Origin of the sequence: uncultured Alistipes sp. (genome assembly GCF_902388705.1) — a bacterium.
In the GTDB taxonomy this organism is placed as follows: Bacteria; Bacteroidota; Bacteroidia; order Bacteroidales; family Rikenellaceae; genus Alistipes.
In genome coordinates, this window is record NZ_CABMQJ010000005.1 from 55690 (window position 1) to 75839 (window position 20150).

Consider the following 20150-nt stretch of genomic DNA (forward strand, 5'->3'; position numbering starts at 1 on the left):
CTTTAACGGGGATTTTTCCGTGCAGTCGCTGCAAACGGGAGATGTTGCGCGGCAAACCGGCTGTGGGGCGGCTTCCGAATCGAGCAGTTCCCGGAATGGTGCTTTGCGCCGGATGCGGGTTTGCATGGCGGGGCCGGCAGACCCGTGCCGGGGAAGCGATACGGCCCCGGCGGTTTTTGCGGTACGTGCGGCTTCCGGGTTTTGCCGGTGTCAGTAGAGGTAGCGCTCCATCAGGGGTATGAGCAAGGCCGTCGCCAGTCCCATCAGGGCCATGGCCAGTCCGCTCAAGGCACCTTCGACGGCACCCATTTCGATGGCGCGCGCCGTTCCGATGCCGTGTGCCGCGGCCCCCAGGGCAAATCCCCGGGCCTCGGCGTCCCGCACGCCGCAGCGGCGCAGAATCCACTCGCCGAAGATGCTGCCGAAGATTCCCACGCAGAATACCACGACCGACGTGATGGGAATGATGCCGCCCAGCGGCCCCGAAACCGAAACGGCGATTGGCACGGTCACGGATTTTGGAGCCAGCGAGTTGAGTATCTCGCGTCCGGCGCCGAACGCCATGGCGATGTATACGACGCTCAACACGCCCGCTACGCACCCTGCGAGGGTGGCGATGCCGACGGGGAGCAGGCTGCCGCGCAGTTGTTCCACCTGCTCGTAGAGCAGGTATCCGAGGGCTACGACCGACATGCCGAGGGCGAAGTCGAGCATGCCCGTCGCCTCCCGGTAGCGTTCGTATCCGATGTCCGCCGTGCGCAGGAACACGATTACGGCGAGGAACGTAAGCAGCACGGGGTGCAGCAGCGGCGTCCGTACACGGCGGTATATGAGCGTCCCGAGGCAGTAGAGCCCCACGGTGAGCGTCAGCAGGAAGAGGTCGTTGGAGAGGAAAGCCTTATCGATCATTGTCCGGAGCGTTTACGGGGATTTCACGAAGATGCCTGATGCGGCGCAGGCGCGAACGGCGGTTCAGGCTCTGGAACGTCTGGCCCGTCACGAGCAGTACGACGATTGTCGATGCGATACCCGAAATGACGATGGCCCACAGGTTGTCGAGGATTACATGGTAGGAGTCCATCAGCCCCACGCCGTAGGGCACGAAGAACAGCGCCATGGCTCCGAGCAGGAATTTCGCCGCCGGACGCACGGTTTCGGCTTTGACCCAATGCAGGCACAGGGCCGCGAAGAGCAGGATCATGCCGATGATGTTACCTGAAACATAGCCGCCGGTGAGCATGCTCAATGCATTGCCGGCCAGCCAGAAAAAGAGAATGTAAAATAGTCCGGTCATCGTGTCGTCCGCTTGATTCCGGGGGCAAAGATAGCGTTTACTGCCGGAAGTTGTACCTTCGGCCGCGATTTATGCGGGTTTCGGGCGGAGAGTGCCGGGGTGCCTCCGTGTCTATGTAAATGCAAATCTGTATATGTACCAGTTCGAATGGCGCTGCGGGTATTTTCGGCAGCAGCCCGCATTTTCGCGTTATGTTTATGCGGTAGCCGCATGCTGTTTCCGGGTGGACACAACGCTGTGCACAGGGCTGCCGTGTATTCCGTATTTTCAACGGCGGCCCGTCTTATGCCCGCGCCGTGCCGCTTTCAGCGGGCAGTGCGTGCTGTCGCACGATGCGCATCCGCCTTTGCGCCTGCCCCGGACAAAGCACCGGAGCCGCCGTACCAGCAACGCCGCAACGGCAAGGCCGATGGCCCAGACAATATAATCCTGCCAGTCCATGTCAGAGCCACATGACGAGGTGATAGACCGCCCACGCCGCCACCCAGGCGAGTGCCGTATTGTAGATTACGGCCGCTGCGGCCCATTTCCAACCGGCTTCGGCGCCGATGGCCGCGATTGTGGCGATGCAGGGGAAGTACAGGAGGATGAACACGAGGAACGCCAGCGCCGAGGCGGGTGTGAAATCGCCGCTGGCCAACAGTTTGCGGGAGAGGTTTACCGTTTCCTCGTCTTCTCCGGCGAGCCTCCCGACCACGACTTCCGGTACGCCTGTGCCGATTTCCGTCCCCGGAGTGCCGGTTTCGGCGATGCGGATTGCTGTCGGGCCGTCGGCGCCGCCGATAACAGCGCTGCCGCCCGACGGGTTGCCGGCATTCGGTGCCGTCGGGCCTGCGGTTTCCCCTTTTTCAGGGGCGGTTTCCGTCGTGTCGGGGAGTTGTGGCCCCGCCTCCGTATTTCCGCTTTCCGAGTAGAGCACGCCGAGCGTGCTGACGACGATTTCTTTGGCCGGAACCCCCGACAACAGCGCCACGCCGGCTTTCCAGTTGAGCCCCAGGGGGCTGAAGATGGGGGCACAGCTCTGCCCGAGGCGGCCGAGGTAGGAATTTTCGTAGTGTGCGGGGGTGTTTCCCTGCTCGGTGCGGGGGTAGTAGCTCAGGAACCATACGACTACCGAAGCTATCAATATCATCCCGCCCATCTTGCGCAAGTACTGCGCGCACTTGTCCCACATGTGCGAGAGGGTGGTTTTCCATGTCGGCAGGCGGTAGGGCGGTAGTTCCATGACGAACGGCGTTTCGTCCACCGGGAACATGAAGCGCCGCATCAGGCGCGCCGTAATGACGGCCAGCACGACGCCCAGCACATAGAGGCCGATCATGACCAGTCCCGCGTTGGCGGCGAAGAACGTGCCTGCGAGCAGGATATATATCGGAATTCGTGCGCTGCATGACATGAACGGTGTTATCAGTATGGTAATCAGTCTGCTGCTTCGGCTCTCGATTGTCCGGCTGGCCATGATTGCCGGGACGTTGCAGCCGAAGCCCATGATGAGCGGGATGAACGATTTTCCATGCAGGCCGATGCGGTGCATCACGCGGTCCATGATGAAAGCTGCGCGGGCCAGGTAGCCCGAGTCCTCCATGAACGAGATGAACAGGTAGAGAATCATGATGTTGGGCAGGAATACGATTACGGCGCCCACGCCCCCGATGACGCCGTCGACCAGCAAATCGCGCAGGGGCCCGTCGGGCATCAGGTAGTCCACCGCGCCGCCTATCCAGCCCACGAGTGTGTCGATCCATGCCTGCGGGTAGGCCCCGAGGCTGAACGTGCACCAGAACATCAGCCACATGAGGAAGAAGAAGATCGGGAATCCCCACAGTTTGTGGGTCACGAACGTGTCGATGAGTTTGGTGGTCGATGCCTCTTCGCGCTTGCCGGGCGTGTAGGTTTCCTTGAGGGCGCCCTGTATGAAGCCGTATTTTTGGTTGGCGAAAGCCGTTTCCACGTCTTCGCCCAGCGCTTCGGCGATGTGTTTCGCCTCGCGGTCGCGGATTCCGGCCCATTCGGGATAACGTTCGCTGCCGCGCAGCTGCTCTTCGACCTGCCTGTCGCCCTCGAGCATCTTCATGGCGTAGTAGCGGGGCGGGAATGCCTTGGGCAAATCGCCGCGGAAAGCGCTCATGTCGCTTTTCAGCCGCTGCAACCCCTCCTCGATGACGGGGCCCATGTTGATGTGGATGTGGCGCACGCGCTCGTCCTGGTTTTCGTAAACTGCAATTACGGTGTCCAACAGCGCCTCGATGCCTTTGCCGTTGCGCGCCTCGACGGGTACCATCGGCACGCCGAGCATGCGTCCCAGGTTTTCGTAGTCGAGCTGCGCCCCCCTGGAGTTCAGCTCATCGAACATGTTGAGCGCCACGACCATACGCTGGTTTATGTCGATCAGCTCCGTTGTCAGGTAGAGATTGCGTTCGAGATTCGACGCCACGACCGAGTTGATGATTACATCGGGTGTCTTTTCGGCGATATGGCTGCGGACGTAACGCTCTTCGGGCGTGTAGGCCGAGAGGGCGTAGGTGCCCGGCAGGTCGGTCACGTTGAAACGGTAGCCGCGGTACATGCGGTAGCCGATTTTGGCGCCGACCGTCACGCCGCTGTAATTGCCCACGTGTTCGTGGCCGCCCGATATGGCGTTGAAAAGCGATGTTTTGCCGCTGTTGGGGTTCCCCACGAGGGCTACGCTGATTGTGCGGCTGTGGCGGGTGATGACCTCGTCGAGCGAGGCGCAGTCGTCCCCGGGCCCGGGCGTTTCAGCTGCCGGGTATTCCTCCGGTGCGGGCGCCGGCTCCGCATGGCCGCAGCCGCAGTGGCCGTGCCCGTGTTCGTGGTGGTGATGATGATGGTGTTTTCCGGCGAGGTATTCCTGCGCTTCGCTGTCGGAGAGCACGACCACCATGTCGGCTTCGCTGCGCCGCAGCGAGATGTCGTATCCCATGATTTTATACTCGATCGGGTCTTTCAGCGGGGCGTTGAGCACCACTTCGACCCGTTGCCCGCGGACGAAACCCATCTCCATGATGCGGCGGCGGAAGCCGCCGTGCCCCGTTACTTTGAGAATTGTGGCCGATTCGCCGGTTTTAAGTTCGGATAAACGCATTGTCGCTCTTTGTTTTGGCCCCAAAGATACGATTTTGCGCCCGTATGTGCAATCCCCATTTATGGGGATATTGGAGTGCCGCGGGTGCAGGCTGCTGCGGGATTTTTCCCGTGCCGCCGCGAAACGGCATCCCGTCCCGTGCCGTTCACCGCAATGCCACGCTGCGCGCTACCATCCGCCGCCCAGTGCCTTGCAGAGGTTGACGTAGTTGATGTATTGCTGTGCCACGAGGTTCACCAGCTGCATCTGCGACTGGTAGAGGCTGCGCTCGGCATCGATGACGTCGAGGTAGTCCGACAGTCCGCTGCGGTAGAGCGCCTGCGTCATGGTGGCGATGCGGTCGTTCGAGAGCACCAGTTCGCAGTAGCGTTCCGTCTGTCCCCGGTAGGTGGTGATGGCGACCAGGGCCTGCTCGACATCCGAGAATGCCGTCAGCACGGTCTGTTCGTAGGTTTTTGCCGCCTGCGTATAGCGTTCCATCGCGGCCTGCTCCGCCCGGCGGAGTTTGCCGAATGCGAATACGGGTTGCGTCAGCGACCCCAGCGCGTCCCATGCCCACGGGTTTGCCGCGGTCAGCCCTTTTATCGAATTGGAGGCTATGCCGCCTTTGGCGGTCAGCGCGATGGACGGGAACCGCGCTCCGCGTGCAACCCCGGCGTTCGCAGCGGCTTCGAGCAGGTTGTAGTGCGCCTCCATGATGTCGGGACGCCGTTCGAGCAGCTGCGAGGGGAGCCCTACGGGAATGTCCGCCGGATAGTAGTCGGCCATGAGGCGCAGTCCGGCACCCGTGTTGTCCGCCGGCTGCGGCGTTTCGCCCAGCAGAATATCCAGCGACAGCCGTGTCTGCTTCACGGCGCGCTCGTACTGCGGAATATCCGCTTCGGCGGTGTAGACCAGGCTGCGGGCCTGTTCCAGCGCCACGCCGTCCGACATGCCGTAACGGAACATCGAATCGATCAGCGCGGCCGATTCTTGCCGCAGGGTGCAGCTGCGCCGGGCGATTGCCAGGTCGCGTTCGTATTCGAGCAGCGTGAAGTAGGTCGTGGCGACCTCGGCGGCCAGCGAAAGCCGTACGCCCCGCAGCGCCCATTCCGAGGCTGCTATCTGTGCCTTTGCGGCCCGTTTGGCATTGCGAAGCTGCCCGAACAGCGCGATTTCCCACGTGAGCGACGGTTCCACGGCGTACGACTGCACGATTTTGGTGTCCGGTGTGTATTCCCCCTCGGCCGTAACGCCGATGCCCGCCTGCGGCAGATACTGCGCCCGCACGACGCCGAGGTTATACCGCGCCTCCTCCACGCGCGAGGCCGCCACGGCTATGTCGCGGTTGTTCGCCAGCGCCCGTTCCACGAGGTTGTTGAGCACCGTGTCGCCGAACAGCGTCCACCAGTCGGTACCGAGCGCCGAAGTGTCCTGCGCGGCCTCCGGGCCGTAGAGGTAATCGGCGGGAACGTCGACCTGCGGCGGATAGAAGCGGGGTGTGCAGGCGCCCGCGGCCAATAGTAAGGTTACGATAAGGTATCTGGCTTTCATAGTTGTTCCTCCTGTTTTTTGCGTTCGCGGCGGCGTTCGAAGTGTCCGATGCGTCCTACGAAGTAGTAGAGTGCCGGATAGACGAAGATTCCGAGCAGCGTGGCGAAGAGCATGCCGCCGACCAGCGCCACGCCCATGATGTTGCGCGCCGTGGCGTAAACCCCGCTGGCGAAGACCAGCGGCATGACGCCGAGGATAAAGGCGAATGCGGTCATGATAATCGGACGCACACGCAGTTTGGCGGCGCCGATTGCGGCCTCCATCAGCGAAGCTCCCTGTTCGTTGAACAGCCGGTCGGCGTATTCCACGACCAGGATGGCGTTCTTGGCCGCCAAGCCGATGAGCATCACCAGCGAAATCTGCATGTAGACATCGTTGACGTAGTAGGCGTCGAGCAGGTGTACGCCCCCGATGAACAACACCGCGCCCAGTACCGCCACGGGTACGCTCATCAGGATGGCCAGCGGCAGGCCCCACGATTCGTACAGCGCCGCGAGGGCGAGGAACACGAATACCAGCGCCAGCAGGTAGACCAGTCCCCCGGTTTTCGAGGCGTTCGCCTCCTGGAAGGAGGTGCCGCTCCATGCCGTGCCGATGTCGTCGGGCAGCACCTTTGCGGCCGTGGCGGTGATTTCCTGCATGACGGTCGTGGTCGAGGCGCGTGCCGCCGGGGTCACCGTGAGTGCAATCGAGCGGTAGAGGTTGAACTGCGATACGTACTCGACGCCCACCGTGTCGACGACCTCCACGAACGATGCTACGGGGACGCTTTCGCCCGACGACGAGGCGACGTAGTAACTGTCGAGCGAGCGTTTGTCGAGCCGGTATTCGGGTGCGGCCTGGATGTAGGTCTGGTAGAGCTTGCCGAATCGCGAGAAATTGTTGATATAGGCGCCGCCCAGCAGGGTCGTCAGGTCGCCGTACAGCACGCCGAGGTCTACGCCCGCGGCGAGCGCCTGTTCCTTGTCGATACGCAGCCGGCGCTGGGGAACCCCGGCGTTGAACTGTGTCGTCACAGAGGCGATCGAGGGCAGCCGGCGCAGCGAATCCATCAGTTTTTCGGTCTGTTCCAGCAGGTAGGCCGTACCCCGGCCTTCGAGGTCCTGTACCTCGACCGAAACGCCCGAGGTGACGCCCAGCCCGGGAATCGACGGCGGGATGAATGCATAGCATTCGGCTCCGGGCACGGCGACGTACAGCTCCCCGGTGAGTTTCTGCGCAATCTCCATGGCCGAGAGTTTCCGGTCGGCGTAGTCGACCAGCGACACGAAAATGATGCCGCTGTCGGTCGAGGCGATGCCGGCCATCATGTTGAAGCCTGCGGCGAACGAGGTGGAAGCCACTTCGGGCAGGGAACGGATTACTTCGTCGGCCTCGGCCATCGCGGCCTGCGTCACCTGCAGCGACGAGGCTTCGGGTGTCGAAACCATCACCATGACGTAGCCCTGGTCTTCCTCGGGGAGGAATCCCGCTGGCAGCTTGCGCCATACGAGGAAGATGACCGCGAGCACCACGGCGATGAAGATACCCGTGCGCGTGACGTGCCGGACAAGCGTGGGCGTGAACGTCGTATAACGTTCCATGCTGCGGGCGAACCAGCGGTTGAATGCCGCGAAAAAGCCCTTCTGCGGCGGTTCGCGGTGGCGCAGAAGCAGGGCGCACAGCGCCGGGGAGAGCGTCAGGGCGTTGAATGCCGAAATCACCACCGACACGGCAATCGTGACGGAGAATTGCTGGAACAGCCGTCCGGTGATGCCGCCCGTGAACGATACGGGGATGAATACCGCCAGCAGTACGACCGTCGTGGCGACAATCGGCGATGCGACGTTCTTCATGGCCTCCAGCGCTGCGGCGCGGGGCTTCATCCCGCCCGCGATGTTGACCTGTGCGGCCTCCACGACCACGATGGCGTCGTCGACCACCAGGCCGATGGCCAATACCAGTCCCAGCAGCGAAATGATGTTAATCGAGAATCCCAGCAGCGGGAAGAGCGCAAAGGCGCCGATGAGCGACACCGGAATCGCCACGAGGGGAATGATCGTCGCGCGCCAGTCCTGTATGAAGAGGTAGATGATGAAAATAACCAGTATGAGGGCGATTACGAGCGTATGGAAAATGTCCTTGATGCCCGCGTCGATGCTGGTCGTGGTGTCGACCACCGTCGTGGTCGTAATGCCGTCGGGCAGGCGCTTTTCGAGCCGTGCCATCTCGGCCTTGACTTGCTTGCCCACCTCCACCGCATTGCTGCCCGGCTGCTGGTAGACGACAATCAGCGCCGTGGGTTTCCCTTCGAAAAGCGAGCTTACGCCGTAGCTCTGGCTGCCGAGCGACACCTCGGCCACGTCGCGCAGGCGTATCTGCTCGCCCGACGGGGTCGTTACGACCACGATGTCGCCGAACTGCCGGGCCGTCGTGATTTGCGGCGGCATGGTCACCGTATAGGTGTAGGTCGTGCCGTCGGGCGCCGGCTCGGCGCCGAACTGCCCGGCAGGGTAGATGCCGCCCTGTTTCTCGATGGCGGCGGTGATTGTCGACACCGGGATGCCGTAGTATTTCAGCACGTCGGGCTTGAGCCATACGCGCATGGCGTATTCCCCGGCGCCCATGATCGAAACCTTGCCTACGCCGTCGGTTTTGAGCAGTTCGTTCTGGATGTTGATATAGGCGTAATTCGAGAGGTATTCGTCGTCGTAGCGGCCGTCGCTGTGCAGCGAGAATACCAGCAGGAAGCCCGTCATGGTCTTGCGTGTGGTGACGCCCTGCTTGGTTACCGTCGCCGGAAGCTGTGCCGTGGACGAAGCGACATTGTTCTGGGTAAATATGGCATCCAAATCGGGGTCGGAGCCGATGTCGAAAGTCACCTGCATGACCATCGACCCGTCGTTGGCGCTCGTGGTCTGCAGGTAGAGCATGTCGCTCACGCCCATGACGCTCTGTGCCACGGGTGTTGCCACGGCGTTGTTGACCGTTTCGGCGTCGGCGCCGTCGTATGTGGCCGTAACCTCGACCACCGGCGGCGTGATGTCGGGATACTGCTCGATGGGCAGGTTCAGAATCGAAATCACTCCCACCAGCACGATGACGATGGCCAGCGAGATGGCGAAAATCGGACGCGAAACGAAAAATTTCTCCATGGCGTCAGCGTTTTACGGGAATGACTTTCATGCCGTTGTGGAGTTTCTGCTGGCCGGCTTCGATTACCAGTTCGCCGTCGATGAGCCCTTCGTCGATGCACCACATCACCCCGTAGGTGTCGCCCGGAATCACGCGGCGGTACGCCGCCGTGCTGTCGGGCTTCATTACCCATACCGAATTGATGCCCTGGGCCTGGCTGACGCATTGCTGGGGTATGACCACGCGGCGGCGTACGGGGCCCACGTTGGCTTCGATCCGTGCGAACTGCCCCGGTTTGAGCGCCTCGTCGGGATTGGGGAACATCACCACCAGCACGAGCGTTCCGGTCGTGCTCGATACGTCCTTGCGCGTATAGTCGTAAATTCCCTTATGGGGATATACCGTGCCGTCGGCCAGCATCAGACGGATGTCCGAAAGCAAATCGTCGTTATCGTAGATCGAGCTGCGCTGTCCCGCCGTGCGCAGGTACAGGGCCATCGGGATTGCCACGTCGACGGTCAGCGTGTCGATGTTGGAGATGGTCGTCAGCACGCTGAACTGCGTGCCCGGTCCCACGTAGTCGCCCACGTGCGCCGAGGTGTTGGAGATGATGCCGTCGATCGGCGAGCGGAGCTCCGTGTAGCCGACATTCATGCGGGCGCTGTTGAGCGTCTGTTCGGCCGAGTGTACCGAGGCCTCGGCAGCTTTGTACTGTGCCGTATACTGGTCGAGCTGCGACTGGCTGATGGCGTTGATTTTGGCGAGCGGCACGGCACGGTCATAGTTGTTGCGTGCCTCGAGCTCCTGTGCCCGTGCCGATTGCAGGGCAGCCTCGGCTGCCAGCATCGTGGTCGAGAGCTGGTCGGGGTCGATGGTGAACAGCAGCTGGCCGCGCCGCACGGGCATGCCGTTGCCGAACTGTTTGGTGAGCAGGTACCCGTTTACCCTGGGCTGGATTACTGCGTCGAAGTTACTCGACAGATAGCCGATGAAACTCATACGGTTGGGAACGCTGTCGGTTACGGCCCGGGTGACTTCGACCCGCAGGGGAGGCATGGCGGTTTGCGGCTTGTGCCTGTGGCATCCGGTGAGGAGCGCGGCAGACAGGCCCGTTATCAGGAAAAGTCTGTTCATATCGGGATGTTTTACCGGTTTCGGGGGACAAAAAACGTACCGCGAACCGGGTGACAGATAGCTAAAAAGGGGATTTTATGCCAAAAAACGTTGATTTTTTTATTATCAAATGATGATGTTTAGATAATTTTTATATCTTTGCGTTGATAACAAACCCAAATTAATTATAAAAGTCATGAAAGAATTAGTAGCAAAGATCAACGCCGAATACGAAGTATTCGCAGCAAATGCAGCAGCACAGGTAGAGAAAGGCAACAAGGCTGCCGGTACGCGCGCTCGCAAGTCCGCTCTGGAAATTTCGAAGCTGATGAAGGAATTCCGCAAGGTTTCCGTAGACGCTGCGAAATAATTACTGACGCACGACGCAACAAAGGCTGTCCGATTCGGGCAGCCTTTGTTGGTTTTATGGGGCGGGGTTTTGTCCGGCTTACGGCTCGATGCCGAATTTCCGGAAAACCGCCATGTCCTCCTCGGTGAGGCCCGTACGGCGGAACGGAACGGCCTCGTTATGGTCGTTCAGGTAACGGCGGGGCCGTTGGCGGTCGTAGCGGGCATTCACGAGCGATACGGTCGGGTCGATGAAGCGACCCCGGATCGATGCCATGTCGGCCATGGTGTGGAACAACGCATGGGTTGTGGCCGGAGCCGCGGCGTTGGCTTTTGCAGCGGCTATTTTTTCCGGGAAATTCTTGCGGTAGGCGTCGGAGAACCACGCCAGCGACGCGACGTACAACTGGTAGGCCGTAGTCGTGGGCGATGCATGCAGGAACCGTTCGCGGCTGTCGTCGAGAATGTCCTCGCCGTGGTCGGCGCAGTAGAGCAGTGCCGTCGAGGTTTGCCGCAGTCCGCGCAGGTATCCGATTGTTTCGGCCAGGAAATGGTCGGTATAGTAGATTGAATTGTCGTAAGCGTTGCGGAGCGTTTGCGCGTGTTCTTTCGAAATCGCTACGTCGTCGTCGGGTTTGAAGCGTGCGAATTCCCGCGGATAACGCTGGTGGTAGCTGAAATGCGAGCCGTAGCAATGGAGTATGAAGAGCATTTTCTGTGACCTGCCGCTTTCGACGGCCCGTCGCACTTCGTCTAGCAGCTGGGTGTCGTGACGCGGCGAGCGGATGTATATCAGGTGGTCGGCATCGCGGGCCAGTTTGTCTATCATGGCACCCTGCGGCGACTGGTTGGAGATGAACCACGTTTCGAACCCCGCCTCCTTGAACAATGCGGGGAGGCCTTTGCGGCGGTAGAGTTCGGGATGTTCGTCGGTGGCTATGGACGAAAGGATCAGCGGCACGCTCTTGTGCGTGGTGTTGCTCTGTGTCAGCATGTCGCGGAAAACGACCAGGTCGCCGACCTGCGAAAGCCGGGGATTCGTTTCCCGGGGATAGCCGTAAAGCTGCCAGTTCATGGCGCGTGAGGCTTCTCCTATAATATATACGTAGATCTCCCGGCCCGGGGCTTCCGCCTCGCGCGTCGCGTCATAGGTGAATCCCTCGGACGTTTTTTCGAAATTCAGGGTTTTCCGGAATTCCGATCCGCACAAATAGGCATTGTACATGATGTTGAGCGGGAATATCTCGTCCCGCAGCACATGCCGGTCTTCGCTTACGTGGTATGCGGGCCACAGTGCCAGCATGCCCAGCGCCATCAGCGCCGCGCCGGTCAGCCCGACGTTCATGCGCGTCGTGCGCGAAATCTGGCGCTTGTGGCCGATTTCGCGTGCCGCGAACCACAGCAGCGGCAGGTACATCACGCAGACGAGTACGACCGAGGGGTAGATGTTGCTCAACAGTTCGCCCGCCTCGCCCGGATTGGTCGTCAGCAGGTTGGTGAACATGTCGGTGGCGATGATCGAGTTGCCGAAAAGATAGAGCAGGACGATTTGGAAGGCGCAGAAAAAGATAAAGGGGAATGCCAGCCAGATCATCACGCCCGAGCGGCGCAGGGCTACGCTCCACATCATGTAAAAACCCAACGGTGCGAGGATCAGCGCCTCGACCGTCCAGATGGAGTATGGTTCGGTGTTGGCCAGCACGCAGTTGGGAATAATCAGCGCCACGAAGAAATAGACGGTCAGCAGCGTGGTGAAACGGCTGCGTGTTTTGACCGTTTGTCGTCGGTTTTCCCTGTTCGGATCAGCATTCATATTTATATACTAACCTAAAACGCTTCGTTCAGGCTCAACAGGAAGCCGCTTGTCTTCTTGCCGAAGCCGTAATCGAGCCGTACATTAACCCTTTTTTTCAGTTCCCACCGCAGGCCGACGCCGTAGTTGGGGAGTGTTTCCGACCAGTCGAACCGCTCGAGGCCGCTGAACACGTTGCCTGCGCCTCCCCACACCGTACAGCCGATGCGCCGCCAGATGCGCTGGCGCAGTTCGACCTGCAAGGTAATCATGTCGTTGTCCGTATAGCGGCCCTGATAGTAGCCGCGCATACGCTGCGAGCCTCCCATGCGCGCCAGCATCGGCCACGGGGTGCCCTCGGAGTTGAACTCCGCATAGAGGTCTGTGGCGAGCAGTCCGCCTTTCCACAGCTGCCGGTACCAGTCGGCCGTAAAGGTCGTGCGCCACAGCGACTTGCCGCAGTTGCCGAGTCCTTTCGGGAAAAAGGTTTCCTGCAGGCTGATGTATATGCCGCGGAACGGATTGGGGATGAAGTCGCGCGAGTCGTACTCCAATATGGCCCCGATGCCGGTCGCGGTGTAGTGTGTCTTCTGCCCGTAGAGATAGCTTTCGCTCAAGGCGTCGAATTTCTTACCCTGCGTATGTTCGAAACTGAATATGCCGCCCACATAGGTGCTCGGCAGTATCCGGTGCAGGTAACGCGCTTTCACCAGATAGCGTTTTTCGTTGTACGAGCCCTCTTCGTTATAGCGTCCGTCGCGGTAGCCGATGCCCCACATGTCGCGGGGTGCCGAGGCGAACATCACCGTATAGTCGATACGCTTCCTGTTTTGCGCGAAGATGTTGTTGCCCGTCACGCCCAGCGCATAGAATCCCGAAATCGAGACGTTTGCGAAGATCGAAATGTCGGAGGGCGACGTTACGGAGTCCGTGCGGTCGATGCGGTACAGTCCCGCGGCCAGCAATCCGATGCCGAGGCTCGTGTTCTTCGAGTAACTCGGACCCCCGGCGAATGTGAAGTCGATTTTCTTTTCGAATGTGCGGTCTACGGTCGAACCTTCGAAATATTTCACGACGCGCCGCAGGAACGGAAGTTTCTCCTGTGGCTGTTCCTGTCCGGGAAGCGGGGTATACGTATAGTGCAGCGTATCGCTGCCGTTGATGTATACTTCCTCCTGCGCCCGTCCTTGCAGAGCGAAGCATAAGGCGAGGAATACGACGGCTGTTTTGCGAAGCATCCGGTTATTTATACTTCTCGATTACTTCGTAGAAGTCGGCCTTGTCCTGCTCCGAGAGTACGCCTTTGCGCAGGAAAACCAGTTCTCCCTCCTTCGATACGATCATCAGCACGAACTGGTTGTTGCAGTCGCCCAGCTCCCATGCCGTGCTGACGATACGGTCCTGGTCGGCCAGCACCAGCGCGCCGTTTTTCGCCGTGCGCTTTTTGGCCATGTTGCGGGCCATGCCGTTGGGCACCATCGGGGCGTCCTTGAGGTTCATGATGCCGAAGCCGTAGATGTTGTCCCCCTGTGCGCGGTGGTTCTCCTCCAGCTCGACCGTGAAGTCGTTGTTCTGCTTGTGGCGGTCGGGGTCTACGTAAAATATCATCAGGTTCTTCTCTCCCCAGTACGGCAGCTTTGCCGGCTTGCCGTCGAGGTCGAGTACTTCGACGTTGCTTACTTTACGGGGCAGCTCCTGGGCAGCGAGTGCGGATGCCGTGAGCGAAAAGGCCGCCAGCATCACCAAAACTTTCATCTTCATTACGTTCTGTTTTTTGGTTCCAATGAAAACAAATCGGGACAAAGTTACGATTTTTATCCCGACATTCCGAACTGCGGCCTGTATAATATTGTCCTGAACGTTCACTTTTTTGATTTGGCGGGTGACAGGGCCGTGTCGAAGCCGTACAGTCCGCCGCCGGAGATGACCAGGAATACGTAGACCCCGAGCCAGACGAATTCCATCTCACTGGCGCCGAATCCGCCCCATACGAGCACCGCCGCGATGCCCAGCGCCATCAGCAGGGCCGCCGTACGCACCCATAATCCCATGATTATCAATACGGACAACAATACTTCCGCTACCGCTGCCAAGACGAACGTAGCGGCGCTGCCGATGAACGGGAGTGAGGGGTACGATGTTATTATCTCGTTGTAATCCTGTATTTTGCCGATGTTGTGGAAGAGCATCATGCCTCCCGCGAACAGCCTCATGTACAATACGGCCCAGTCCATGTGCCTGTATTGTTCGATCCAGTCCTGAATTCTTTTTTCCATGCCCCGGGAACGTGCAATTTGTATTCCAAAATCGGCTGTTCCTGCGGACGATACCATTTTCTGCGCCTGCCGCCGTCCGGCGCTGCGGTTGGATTTGCCGCTCTTGCCGGCCGGAGTTTTCTTTCCCCCAAAAACACACTACGCTCCGGCACGGTAATTCGGGCACCTCCTCCTGCTGTATTGGGCTTTAGACCTGACTAAAAATCTTTCGATAGACAAATTCTATCTAATTCTTTCCATTTTTTACCCCTGCTGAAGTTTGCGGCTTCATCGTAATGCATTCTTTCTTTTAGTACTTGGTAGACTCCCAATCGTTTTACACGTTTCCCCAATTTGGTGAATTCTTTATTTTCTTCAGCTATCATCCCCATGTAAATAATGGTAAAATCTATTGCTATATTTAACGCATCCTCACCATATTTATCGGCAATTTCCTTTATCCTTTCCAGGACGGCCTCGTCTATGTTTTTTGTAGTTCGATTATAAATTTCGACATAATCTTCATACAGGTTATCGAAACCATATTTTGCACCGTAATCTACTAACCTCTGGAAATATTGGGAATCTCTCGGTGCATGTTTCAAGCCATCGGGACGTGTTAAATATACACACCAATCGTCAAAGGCCCCTTTATCATATTCAAGCCAGCTTCCGTCTGAAAATGTTGTTACAGTTCTTCCCATCAGTCGAAATGTCTTTCGTGTATTCCAAAATATCACTTTTTGCAAAGAAAAGGAAAACCTCTGGAATGGCCCAATAAAACTGAAAAAATATTCATATTTTCATAACGTGACCATATTAGTTGCCACGATGTTAAAAATCAGGCGTAAAATCCCTTATTTCTCTGAAAAAACTTTTCGGTAGAATATTCTTCCGCTTATCTTTGCACTTTATATCGTGTAATCACCAATTATATGAAAAGAATACTTTTCGTCTGCCTGGGAAATATCTGCCGCTCTCCGGCCGCCGACGGCATCATGCAGCATATCGTGAGGCAACGCGGACTCGGCGGGGATTTGGTCATCGACTCGGCCGGAACCTATGCCGGGCATACGGGCGAGCTGCCCGATGCACGCATGCGCCGTGCCGCATCGCGGCGCGGCTACGATTTGACGCACCGCGCACGGCAGATCCGGGAGGAGGATTTCGCCGGATTCGATATGATTGTGGTAATGGACGATATGAACTACGAAAACGTCCACCGCCTTGCGCCGTCGCGCGAGGATGCCCGGAAGATTTTCCGGATGCGGGAGTTTTTCCGCCGCCATCCCGGCTGGAGCTACGTTCCCGATCCCTATTACGAGGGCGCCGAGGGTTTCGAATTGGTGCTCGACATGCTGGAGGACGGCTGCGAGGGGATTCTCGAATACCTCGGCAACTGATTCACCGGACGTTCCGCAGCCCGGAAACAGAACTCCGGCCCGGTGTTCGCCGGGCCGGAGCTGTCGTATTCCCCGGATTTGCTTAAAAATCGAGTCCGAAACTGATGCTGTACGTGTTGTGCAGCAGGGTTTCTTTGCGGGCGATCAGGTAGGCGAAGTCGAGGCGTAGGTGCAGGAACCGTACGCCCGCACCGACCGAGCCGTAGGTGGGGTAGTAATCCCGCCGCTCGCCGTAATGGTAGCCCGCGCGCAGCTGGATGAGCTGCATCAGGTTGTATTCCGCACCCACGGACATCTGGAATCCCCGGACTTTCGAGGGGGAGAAATAATATCCCATATCCGCGCCGACGGTCACTTCATGCGCGTCGGTCAGGAACGTATCCAGCGCCACGCCCGCCGTGAAGTCCATCGGCAGGGTGTAGTCCGTGCTCCGCAGGTACCCGCCCAGGTTGCCCAGTTTGGCGCCCGCGCGCAGCGTCGAATAGCTGCCGATGTTTTCCAGCGGGTGCGTCCATGCCGCGCTCAAGTCCACGGCCAGTGCGTCCGCCGTCGCGTCCGGGCGTTTCAGGTGCATGTAGCGGGCCACGATGCCGACGGCCCAGTTGCCGCCTATACGGCGCGAATAACCCAAATCCACGGCCATGTCGTTGTTGCCCCGTTCGCGGAGGTATTGCCGCCAGCCGATTTGTGCGAGGTTGACGTTGTCGAAACGGCAGAATCCCGTCACGGCATAGTAGTCGAATTCGCCCTGTCCGTAGTAGGACGACGAGATTTGCGACGGCATCTGCGAGAAGATGGCCGTCGCGGAGTTGTTGTATATCGCGTGTGAGCCGGACAGGGTTGTCATGGCTACGCCGCCCATGCCGAGCGCCTTGGCGTCGGGTGTCGGCAGCGTCGCTTCCTGCGCCGACGCGCACAGCGTCGCAGCAAGGAGCGTCAGGGTGGTTATCAGACGTATCATACGGCAAATATAGTGAAAGTCGAGCGACAAGTCAAAAAATTATTTTTCAGACTTGTCCGGGAAGCATCCTTTATTCTGTTAGGCATAGCAAAAACGATGCTATATTCGCCCCGCAGCCCTTTAAAGGGCCGCCGGGGCCTGGTCGTCGCCGGAAATCCGCTTCAGGTGTTCTGCGACGAGGCTGAAGAAGCGGGAGATATGGGCGCCGTCGACGTATGCGTGGTTGACGAAAATCGAAAGCGGCATCACCAGCCGTCCTTCACGGAGCACGGCTTTGCCGGCGTTCATCAGCGGATATTCCGTCGGCTGGCCCGGGGCGCTTTGCGCATAGGTCAGGGCGGTGAAATAGAGCTCCGGCGTGGCGCTCAACAGAAAAACATCGTAGTCGCCCTGGGCTTGAATCACCTTTTCCGCGCCGTAGGGGTCGCCGTCCTGCGGGATGTTGGTGACGATGGCGCGCGCCTCATCGTAGAAATGCCCGAAGTCGGCGTGATAGGGGATGCGGACGGTATGGAACGTATGCCCCGGAACGGCGATGGGCGAGATTACGTCCACCGTGTCGTGGTAGACGACCTGTCCCCGGCTGTCCGTGCGGTAGCGGAATTCGGGGATTTCATTGACCGAACGTACGATGGCGTAGAGGTAATAGAGGAAGAAAGAACGCCCTGCGGCTTTGGCCGCCGCACGGGCTTCGGTGCAGTCGATTTCGGTCGCGACCGAAATCCACGGATTGAGGAAATCGCGGAAGAAAGCGTAGTTGTCGCGCCGCTCCCATGTTTCGATGTCTACGATATGTTTCATGGGTGCAAAGATAGCAAAACTACCGCATTTGCGTATCGGCTGCCCCCGGGAGGGAACGGTATGCCGGCGCGGTTGTGTCGTTGTCTTGCGGTATTTTGCCTTGCCCGGCCGCCCCGAATAGCTGGGGCGTGCGGAATGCCGAATGTAAATGCAAGCGCCTGCCCGGATTTATCCGGCAGGCGCTTTTGTTCGAATCCGGAGCCTTGCGGCATCCGTCTTTCGGTGTGGGCTGTTAGCAGTTCATCGCACCGCAGCAGTGGATGACCTGTCCGCTGACATACGACGAGAGATCCGATGCGAGGAACAGCGCCACCTTGGCGACATCCTCGGGCGTGCCGCCGCGGCGGAGCGGAATCTGCTTGTACCAGCCTTCCTTCACCTCGTCGGGCAGTTTGTCGGTCATCTCGGTCATGATGAATCCCGGGGCGATGGCGTTGGCGCGGATGCCGCGGGGGCCCATCTCCTTGGCGATTGACTTGGCCAGGCCGATCATGCCGGCTTTCGACGCCGAGTAGTTGCACTGGCCGGCGTTGCCGCTGACGCCCACCACCGACGACATGTTGATAATCGAGCCGCTCTTCTGCCGGGCCATAATCGGCGTCACGGCGTGGATGAAGTTGAACGCCGATTTGAGGTTCACCGTCAGCACGGCATCCCACTGTGCCTCGGACATGCGCATCATCAGGCCGTCCTTGGTGATGCCGGCGTTGTTCACGAGAATGTCGATGCGGCCGAAATCCTTGACGATTTCGTCGATTACCTTATGCGTTTCTTCGAAATTCGCTGCGTTCGACGCGTAGCCTTTGGCCTTGACGCCCAGCGCTGCGATCTCGGCCTCGGTAGCCTTGCCGTTCTCGTCGATCGTAAGGTCGGTAAACGCCACATCGGCGCCTTCCTTGGCGAATTCAAGTGCGATGGCTTTGCCGATACCGCGGGCTGCACCCGTTACGACAGCCACTTTACCTTCGAGTAATTTCATAGCTTTCAAAGTATTAAGAGTTTTGACAAAATATTCTGTTTTTCCTTTTTTCATCCAAAAGACGAACAAAGTTAAGAAAAATATTTTGAAACGCTCCGCCGCCGACGGATTTTCGCCAAATATTACTAACTTTACCCACCGTAAACGGAAATTCGCAAAACCCTTAAACGATATGAAAAGAGATTCCCAGATTTTCGATTTGATTGCCGCCGAGCGCAGCCGTCAGATGCATGGCATCGAGCTGATTGCCTCGGAGAACTTTGTCAGCGAACAGGTCATGGAGGCTATGGGCTCCGTGTTGACCAACAAATACGCCGAGGGCTATCCCGGCGCGCGCTATTACGGCGGTTGCGAGGTCGTGGATAAGGTCGAAACGCTCGCCATCGAGCGCATCTGCCGCCTCTACGGCGCCGAATACGCCAACGTGCAGCCCCACTCGGGCGCGCAGGCCAACATGGCGGTATTCTTCGCCTGCATGCAGCCCGGCGATACTTTCATGGGCCTCGATTTGGCGCACGGCGGGCACCTGTCGCACGGTTCGCCGGTCAACATGTCGGGTAAGTATTTCAACGCCGTAGGCTACCAGCTCGACGAAGCCACCGGTGTCATCGACTACGACGCCATGGAGCGCAAGGCGCTGGAATGCAAGCCCAAACTGATTGTGGGCGGCGCTTCGGCCTACTCGCGCGAGTGGGATTACAAACGGATGCGCGAGATTGCCGACAAGGTGGGTGCGCTGCTGCTCGTGGACATGGCCCACACGGCCGGCCTGATTGCCGCCGGGCTTCTGGACAACCCCGTGAAATACGCACATATCGTCACTTCGACGACGCACAAGACCCTGCGTGGCCCACGCGGCGGCATTATCCTGATGGGTAAGGACTTCGAAAATCCGTGGGGGCTCACCACGCCCAAGGGCGCCGTGAAGATGATGTCGCAGATTCTCAACTCGGCCGTATTCCCCGGTATCCAGGGCGGCCCGCTGGAGCATGTCATCGCCGCCAAGGCCGTGGCTTTCGGCGAGGCGCTCGAGCCCGGTTACAGGGAGTACCAGACGCAGGTGCAGAAAAATGCCAAAACGATGGCCGAAGCATTCGTGAAACGCGGTTACAAGATTGTTTCGGGCGGTACGGACAACCACCTGATGCTGGTCGACCTGCGCACGAAATTCCCCGATTTGACGGGCAAGCTGGCCGAGAAGTGCCTCGTGGCCGCCGACATCACCACCAACAAGAACATGGTGCCGTTCGACAGCCGTTCGCCGTTCCAGACTTCGGGCCTGCGCTTCGGTACGCCGGCCATTACCACCCGCGGCCTGAAAGAGGACAAGATGGATTATATCGTGGAGCTGATCGACCGTGTGCTGCACGATCCCGAGAGCGAGGCCAACATTGCCGCCGTACGCAAGGATGTGAACGCCCTGATGGCCGGCTATCCGCTTTTCGCCTGGTAAA

General features: G+C 59.2%; 17 protein-coding genes. 3 read left to right on the plus strand and 14 right to left on the minus strand.

The window, feature by feature from the left end:
• Window positions 1-210 precede the first annotated feature (210 nt).
• From QZT71_RS03000 to QZT71_RS03025, 6 genes are all read right to left on the minus strand, one after another.
• Window positions 211-909: an LrgB family protein gene (locus tag QZT71_RS03000; RefSeq protein WP_295912245.1), complete on the minus strand. Its 699-nt coding sequence runs from the start codon at window positions 907-909 to the stop codon at window positions 211-213.
• Window positions 899-1294, minus strand: a complete 396-nt coding sequence (locus QZT71_RS03005) for a CidA/LrgA family protein (protein WP_295912246.1) — start codon at window positions 1292-1294, stop codon at window positions 899-901. Before QZT71_RS03005 ends, QZT71_RS03000 begins: the two co-directional genes overlap by 11 nt.
• A 442-nt stretch (window positions 1295-1736) precedes the next feature.
• Window positions 1737-4397: a ferrous iron transport protein B gene (gene feoB, locus QZT71_RS03010; RefSeq protein WP_295912247.1), complete on the minus strand. Its 2661-nt coding sequence runs from the start codon at window positions 4395-4397 to the stop codon at window positions 1737-1739.
• A 168-nt stretch (window positions 4398-4565) separates the two neighbouring features.
• On the minus strand, window positions 4566-5930 hold the full coding sequence (locus QZT71_RS03015; protein ID WP_295912249.1) for an efflux transporter outer membrane subunit: 1365 nt from the start codon (window positions 5928-5930) through the stop codon (window positions 4566-4568).
• Window positions 5927-9064, minus strand: coding sequence for an efflux RND transporter permease subunit (locus tag QZT71_RS03020; RefSeq protein WP_295912251.1), 3138 nt, complete (start codon window positions 9062-9064; stop codon window positions 5927-5929). Before QZT71_RS03020 ends, QZT71_RS03015 begins: the two co-directional genes overlap by 4 nt.
• A gap of 4 nt (window positions 9065-9068) precedes the next feature.
• Window positions 9069-10178 (minus strand): efflux RND transporter periplasmic adaptor subunit, encoded by a 1110-nt coding sequence (locus QZT71_RS03025; RefSeq protein ID WP_295912253.1) that lies wholly within the window; start codon window positions 10176-10178, stop codon window positions 9069-9071.
• Window positions 10179-10353: 175 nt separating this feature from the next.
• Here QZT71_RS03025 and QZT71_RS03030 point away from each other — a divergent pair, with 175 nt between their 5' ends.
• Window positions 10354-10527 carry a histone H1 gene (locus tag QZT71_RS03030; protein WP_009596623.1) on the plus strand — a complete coding sequence of 58 codons (174 nt, stop codon included), beginning with the start codon at window positions 10354-10356 and terminating at the stop codon, window positions 10525-10527.
• 78 nt (window positions 10528-10605) lie between these two features.
• Here QZT71_RS03030 and QZT71_RS03035 read toward each other — a convergent pair whose 3' ends face one another.
• The 5 genes from QZT71_RS03035 to QZT71_RS03055 all read right to left on the minus strand — a co-directional run bounded on the left by QZT71_RS03035 (window position 10606) and on the right by QZT71_RS03055 (window position 15256).
• Window positions 10606-12318 (minus strand): lipid A phosphoethanolamine transferase, encoded by a 1713-nt coding sequence (locus QZT71_RS03035; protein WP_295912267.1) that lies wholly within the window; start codon window positions 12316-12318, stop codon window positions 10606-10608.
• 14 nt (window positions 12319-12332) lie between these two features.
• Complete coding sequence (locus tag QZT71_RS03040) at window positions 12333-13535, minus strand: BamA/TamA family outer membrane protein (protein ID WP_295912270.1); 1203 nt, start codon at window positions 13533-13535, stop codon at window positions 12333-12335.
• 4 nt (window positions 13536-13539) lie between these two features.
• On the minus strand, window positions 13540-14058 hold the full coding sequence (locus QZT71_RS03045; protein WP_295912273.1) for a hypothetical protein: 519 nt from the start codon (window positions 14056-14058) through the stop codon (window positions 13540-13542).
• Window positions 14059-14159: 101 nt separating this feature from the next.
• Entirely contained in the window at window positions 14160-14573 is a 414-nt protein-coding gene (locus tag QZT71_RS03050) for a DoxX family protein (protein ID WP_295912275.1), read from the minus strand.
• 197 nt (window positions 14574-14770) lie between these two features.
• Window positions 14771-15256 (minus strand): hypothetical protein, encoded by a 486-nt coding sequence (locus tag QZT71_RS03055; RefSeq protein WP_295912277.1) that lies wholly within the window; start codon window positions 15254-15256, stop codon window positions 14771-14773.
• Window positions 15257-15487: 231 nt separating this feature from the next.
• On the opposite strand from QZT71_RS03055, the gene QZT71_RS03060 reads away from it, so the two are divergent.
• Window positions 15488-15955 carry a low molecular weight protein-tyrosine-phosphatase gene (locus tag QZT71_RS03060; protein WP_295912280.1) on the plus strand — a complete coding sequence of 156 codons (468 nt, stop codon included), beginning with the start codon at window positions 15488-15490 and terminating at the stop codon, window positions 15953-15955.
• An 82-nt stretch (window positions 15956-16037) separates the two neighbouring features.
• Here QZT71_RS03060 and QZT71_RS03065 read toward each other — a convergent pair whose 3' ends face one another.
• The 3 genes from QZT71_RS03065 to fabG form a co-directional block, all read right to left on the minus strand.
• Window positions 16038-16916 carry a PorV/PorQ family protein gene (locus tag QZT71_RS03065; RefSeq protein ID WP_295912283.1) on the minus strand — a complete coding sequence of 293 codons (879 nt, stop codon included), beginning with the start codon at window positions 16914-16916 and terminating at the stop codon, window positions 16038-16040.
• A gap of 120 nt (window positions 16917-17036) precedes the next feature.
• On the minus strand, window positions 17037-17717 hold the full coding sequence (locus QZT71_RS03070) for a CatA-like O-acetyltransferase (protein ID WP_295912286.1): 681 nt from the start codon (window positions 17715-17717) through the stop codon (window positions 17037-17039).
• A 232-nt stretch (window positions 17718-17949) separates the two neighbouring features.
• Window positions 17950-18696 (minus strand): 3-oxoacyl-[acyl-carrier-protein] reductase, encoded by a 747-nt coding sequence (gene fabG / locus QZT71_RS03075; protein ID WP_288331369.1) that lies wholly within the window; start codon window positions 18694-18696, stop codon window positions 17950-17952.
• 172 nt (window positions 18697-18868) lie between these two features.
• On the opposite strand from fabG, the gene glyA reads away from it, so the two are divergent.
• Window positions 18869-20149, plus strand: coding sequence for a serine hydroxymethyltransferase (gene glyA, locus QZT71_RS03080; RefSeq protein ID WP_295912297.1), 1281 nt, complete (start codon window positions 18869-18871; stop codon window positions 20147-20149).
• Window position 20150: the final 1 nt, after the last annotated feature.

Excerpts from the sequence above, each read along its gene's own strand:
- QZT71_RS03000 (WP_295912245.1), bottom strand. The coding sequence starts at position 909 with ATGATCGATAAGGCTTTCCTCTCCAACGACCTCTTCCTGCTGACGCTC.
- QZT71_RS03005 (WP_295912246.1), bottom strand. The coding sequence starts at position 1,294 with ATGACCGGACTATTTTACATTCTCTTTTTCTGGCTGGCCGGCAATGCA.
- feoB (WP_295912247.1), bottom strand. The coding sequence starts at position 4,397 with ATGCGTTTATCCGAACTTAAAACCGGCGAATCGGCCACAATTCTCAAA.
- QZT71_RS03015 (WP_295912249.1), bottom strand. The coding sequence starts at position 5,930 with ATGAAAGCCAGATACCTTATCGTAACCTTACTATTGGCCGCGGGCGCC.
- QZT71_RS03020 (WP_295912251.1), bottom strand. The coding sequence starts at position 9,064 with ATGGAGAAATTTTTCGTTTCGCGTCCGATTTTCGCCATCTCGCTGGCC.
- QZT71_RS03025 (WP_295912253.1), bottom strand. The coding sequence starts at position 10,178 with ATGAACAGACTTTTCCTGATAACGGGCCTGTCTGCCGCGCTCCTCACC.
- QZT71_RS03030 (WP_009596623.1), top strand. The coding sequence starts at position 10,354 with ATGAAAGAATTAGTAGCAAAGATCAACGCCGAATACGAAGTATTCGCA.
- QZT71_RS03035 (WP_295912267.1), bottom strand. The coding sequence starts at position 12,318 with ATGAATGCTGATCCGAACAGGGAAAACCGACGACAAACGGTCAAAACA.
- QZT71_RS03040 (WP_295912270.1), bottom strand. The coding sequence starts at position 13,535 with ATGCTTCGCAAAACAGCCGTCGTATTCCTCGCCTTATGCTTCGCTCTG.
- QZT71_RS03045 (WP_295912273.1), bottom strand. The coding sequence starts at position 14,058 with ATGAAGATGAAAGTTTTGGTGATGCTGGCGGCCTTTTCGCTCACGGCA.
- QZT71_RS03050 (WP_295912275.1), bottom strand. The coding sequence starts at position 14,573 with ATGGAAAAAAGAATTCAGGACTGGATCGAACAATACAGGCACATGGAC.
- QZT71_RS03055 (WP_295912277.1), bottom strand. The coding sequence starts at position 15,256 with ATGGGAAGAACTGTAACAACATTTTCAGACGGAAGCTGGCTTGAATAT.
- QZT71_RS03060 (WP_295912280.1), top strand. The coding sequence starts at position 15,488 with ATGAAAAGAATACTTTTCGTCTGCCTGGGAAATATCTGCCGCTCTCCG.
- QZT71_RS03065 (WP_295912283.1), bottom strand. The coding sequence starts at position 16,916 with ATGATACGTCTGATAACCACCCTGACGCTCCTTGCTGCGACGCTGTGC.
- QZT71_RS03070 (WP_295912286.1), bottom strand. The coding sequence starts at position 17,717 with ATGAAACATATCGTAGACATCGAAACATGGGAGCGGCGCGACAACTAC.
- fabG (WP_288331369.1), bottom strand. The coding sequence starts at position 18,696 with ATGAAATTACTCGAAGGTAAAGTGGCTGTCGTAACGGGTGCAGCCCGC.
- glyA (WP_295912297.1), top strand. The coding sequence starts at position 18,869 with ATGAAAAGAGATTCCCAGATTTTCGATTTGATTGCCGCCGAGCGCAGC.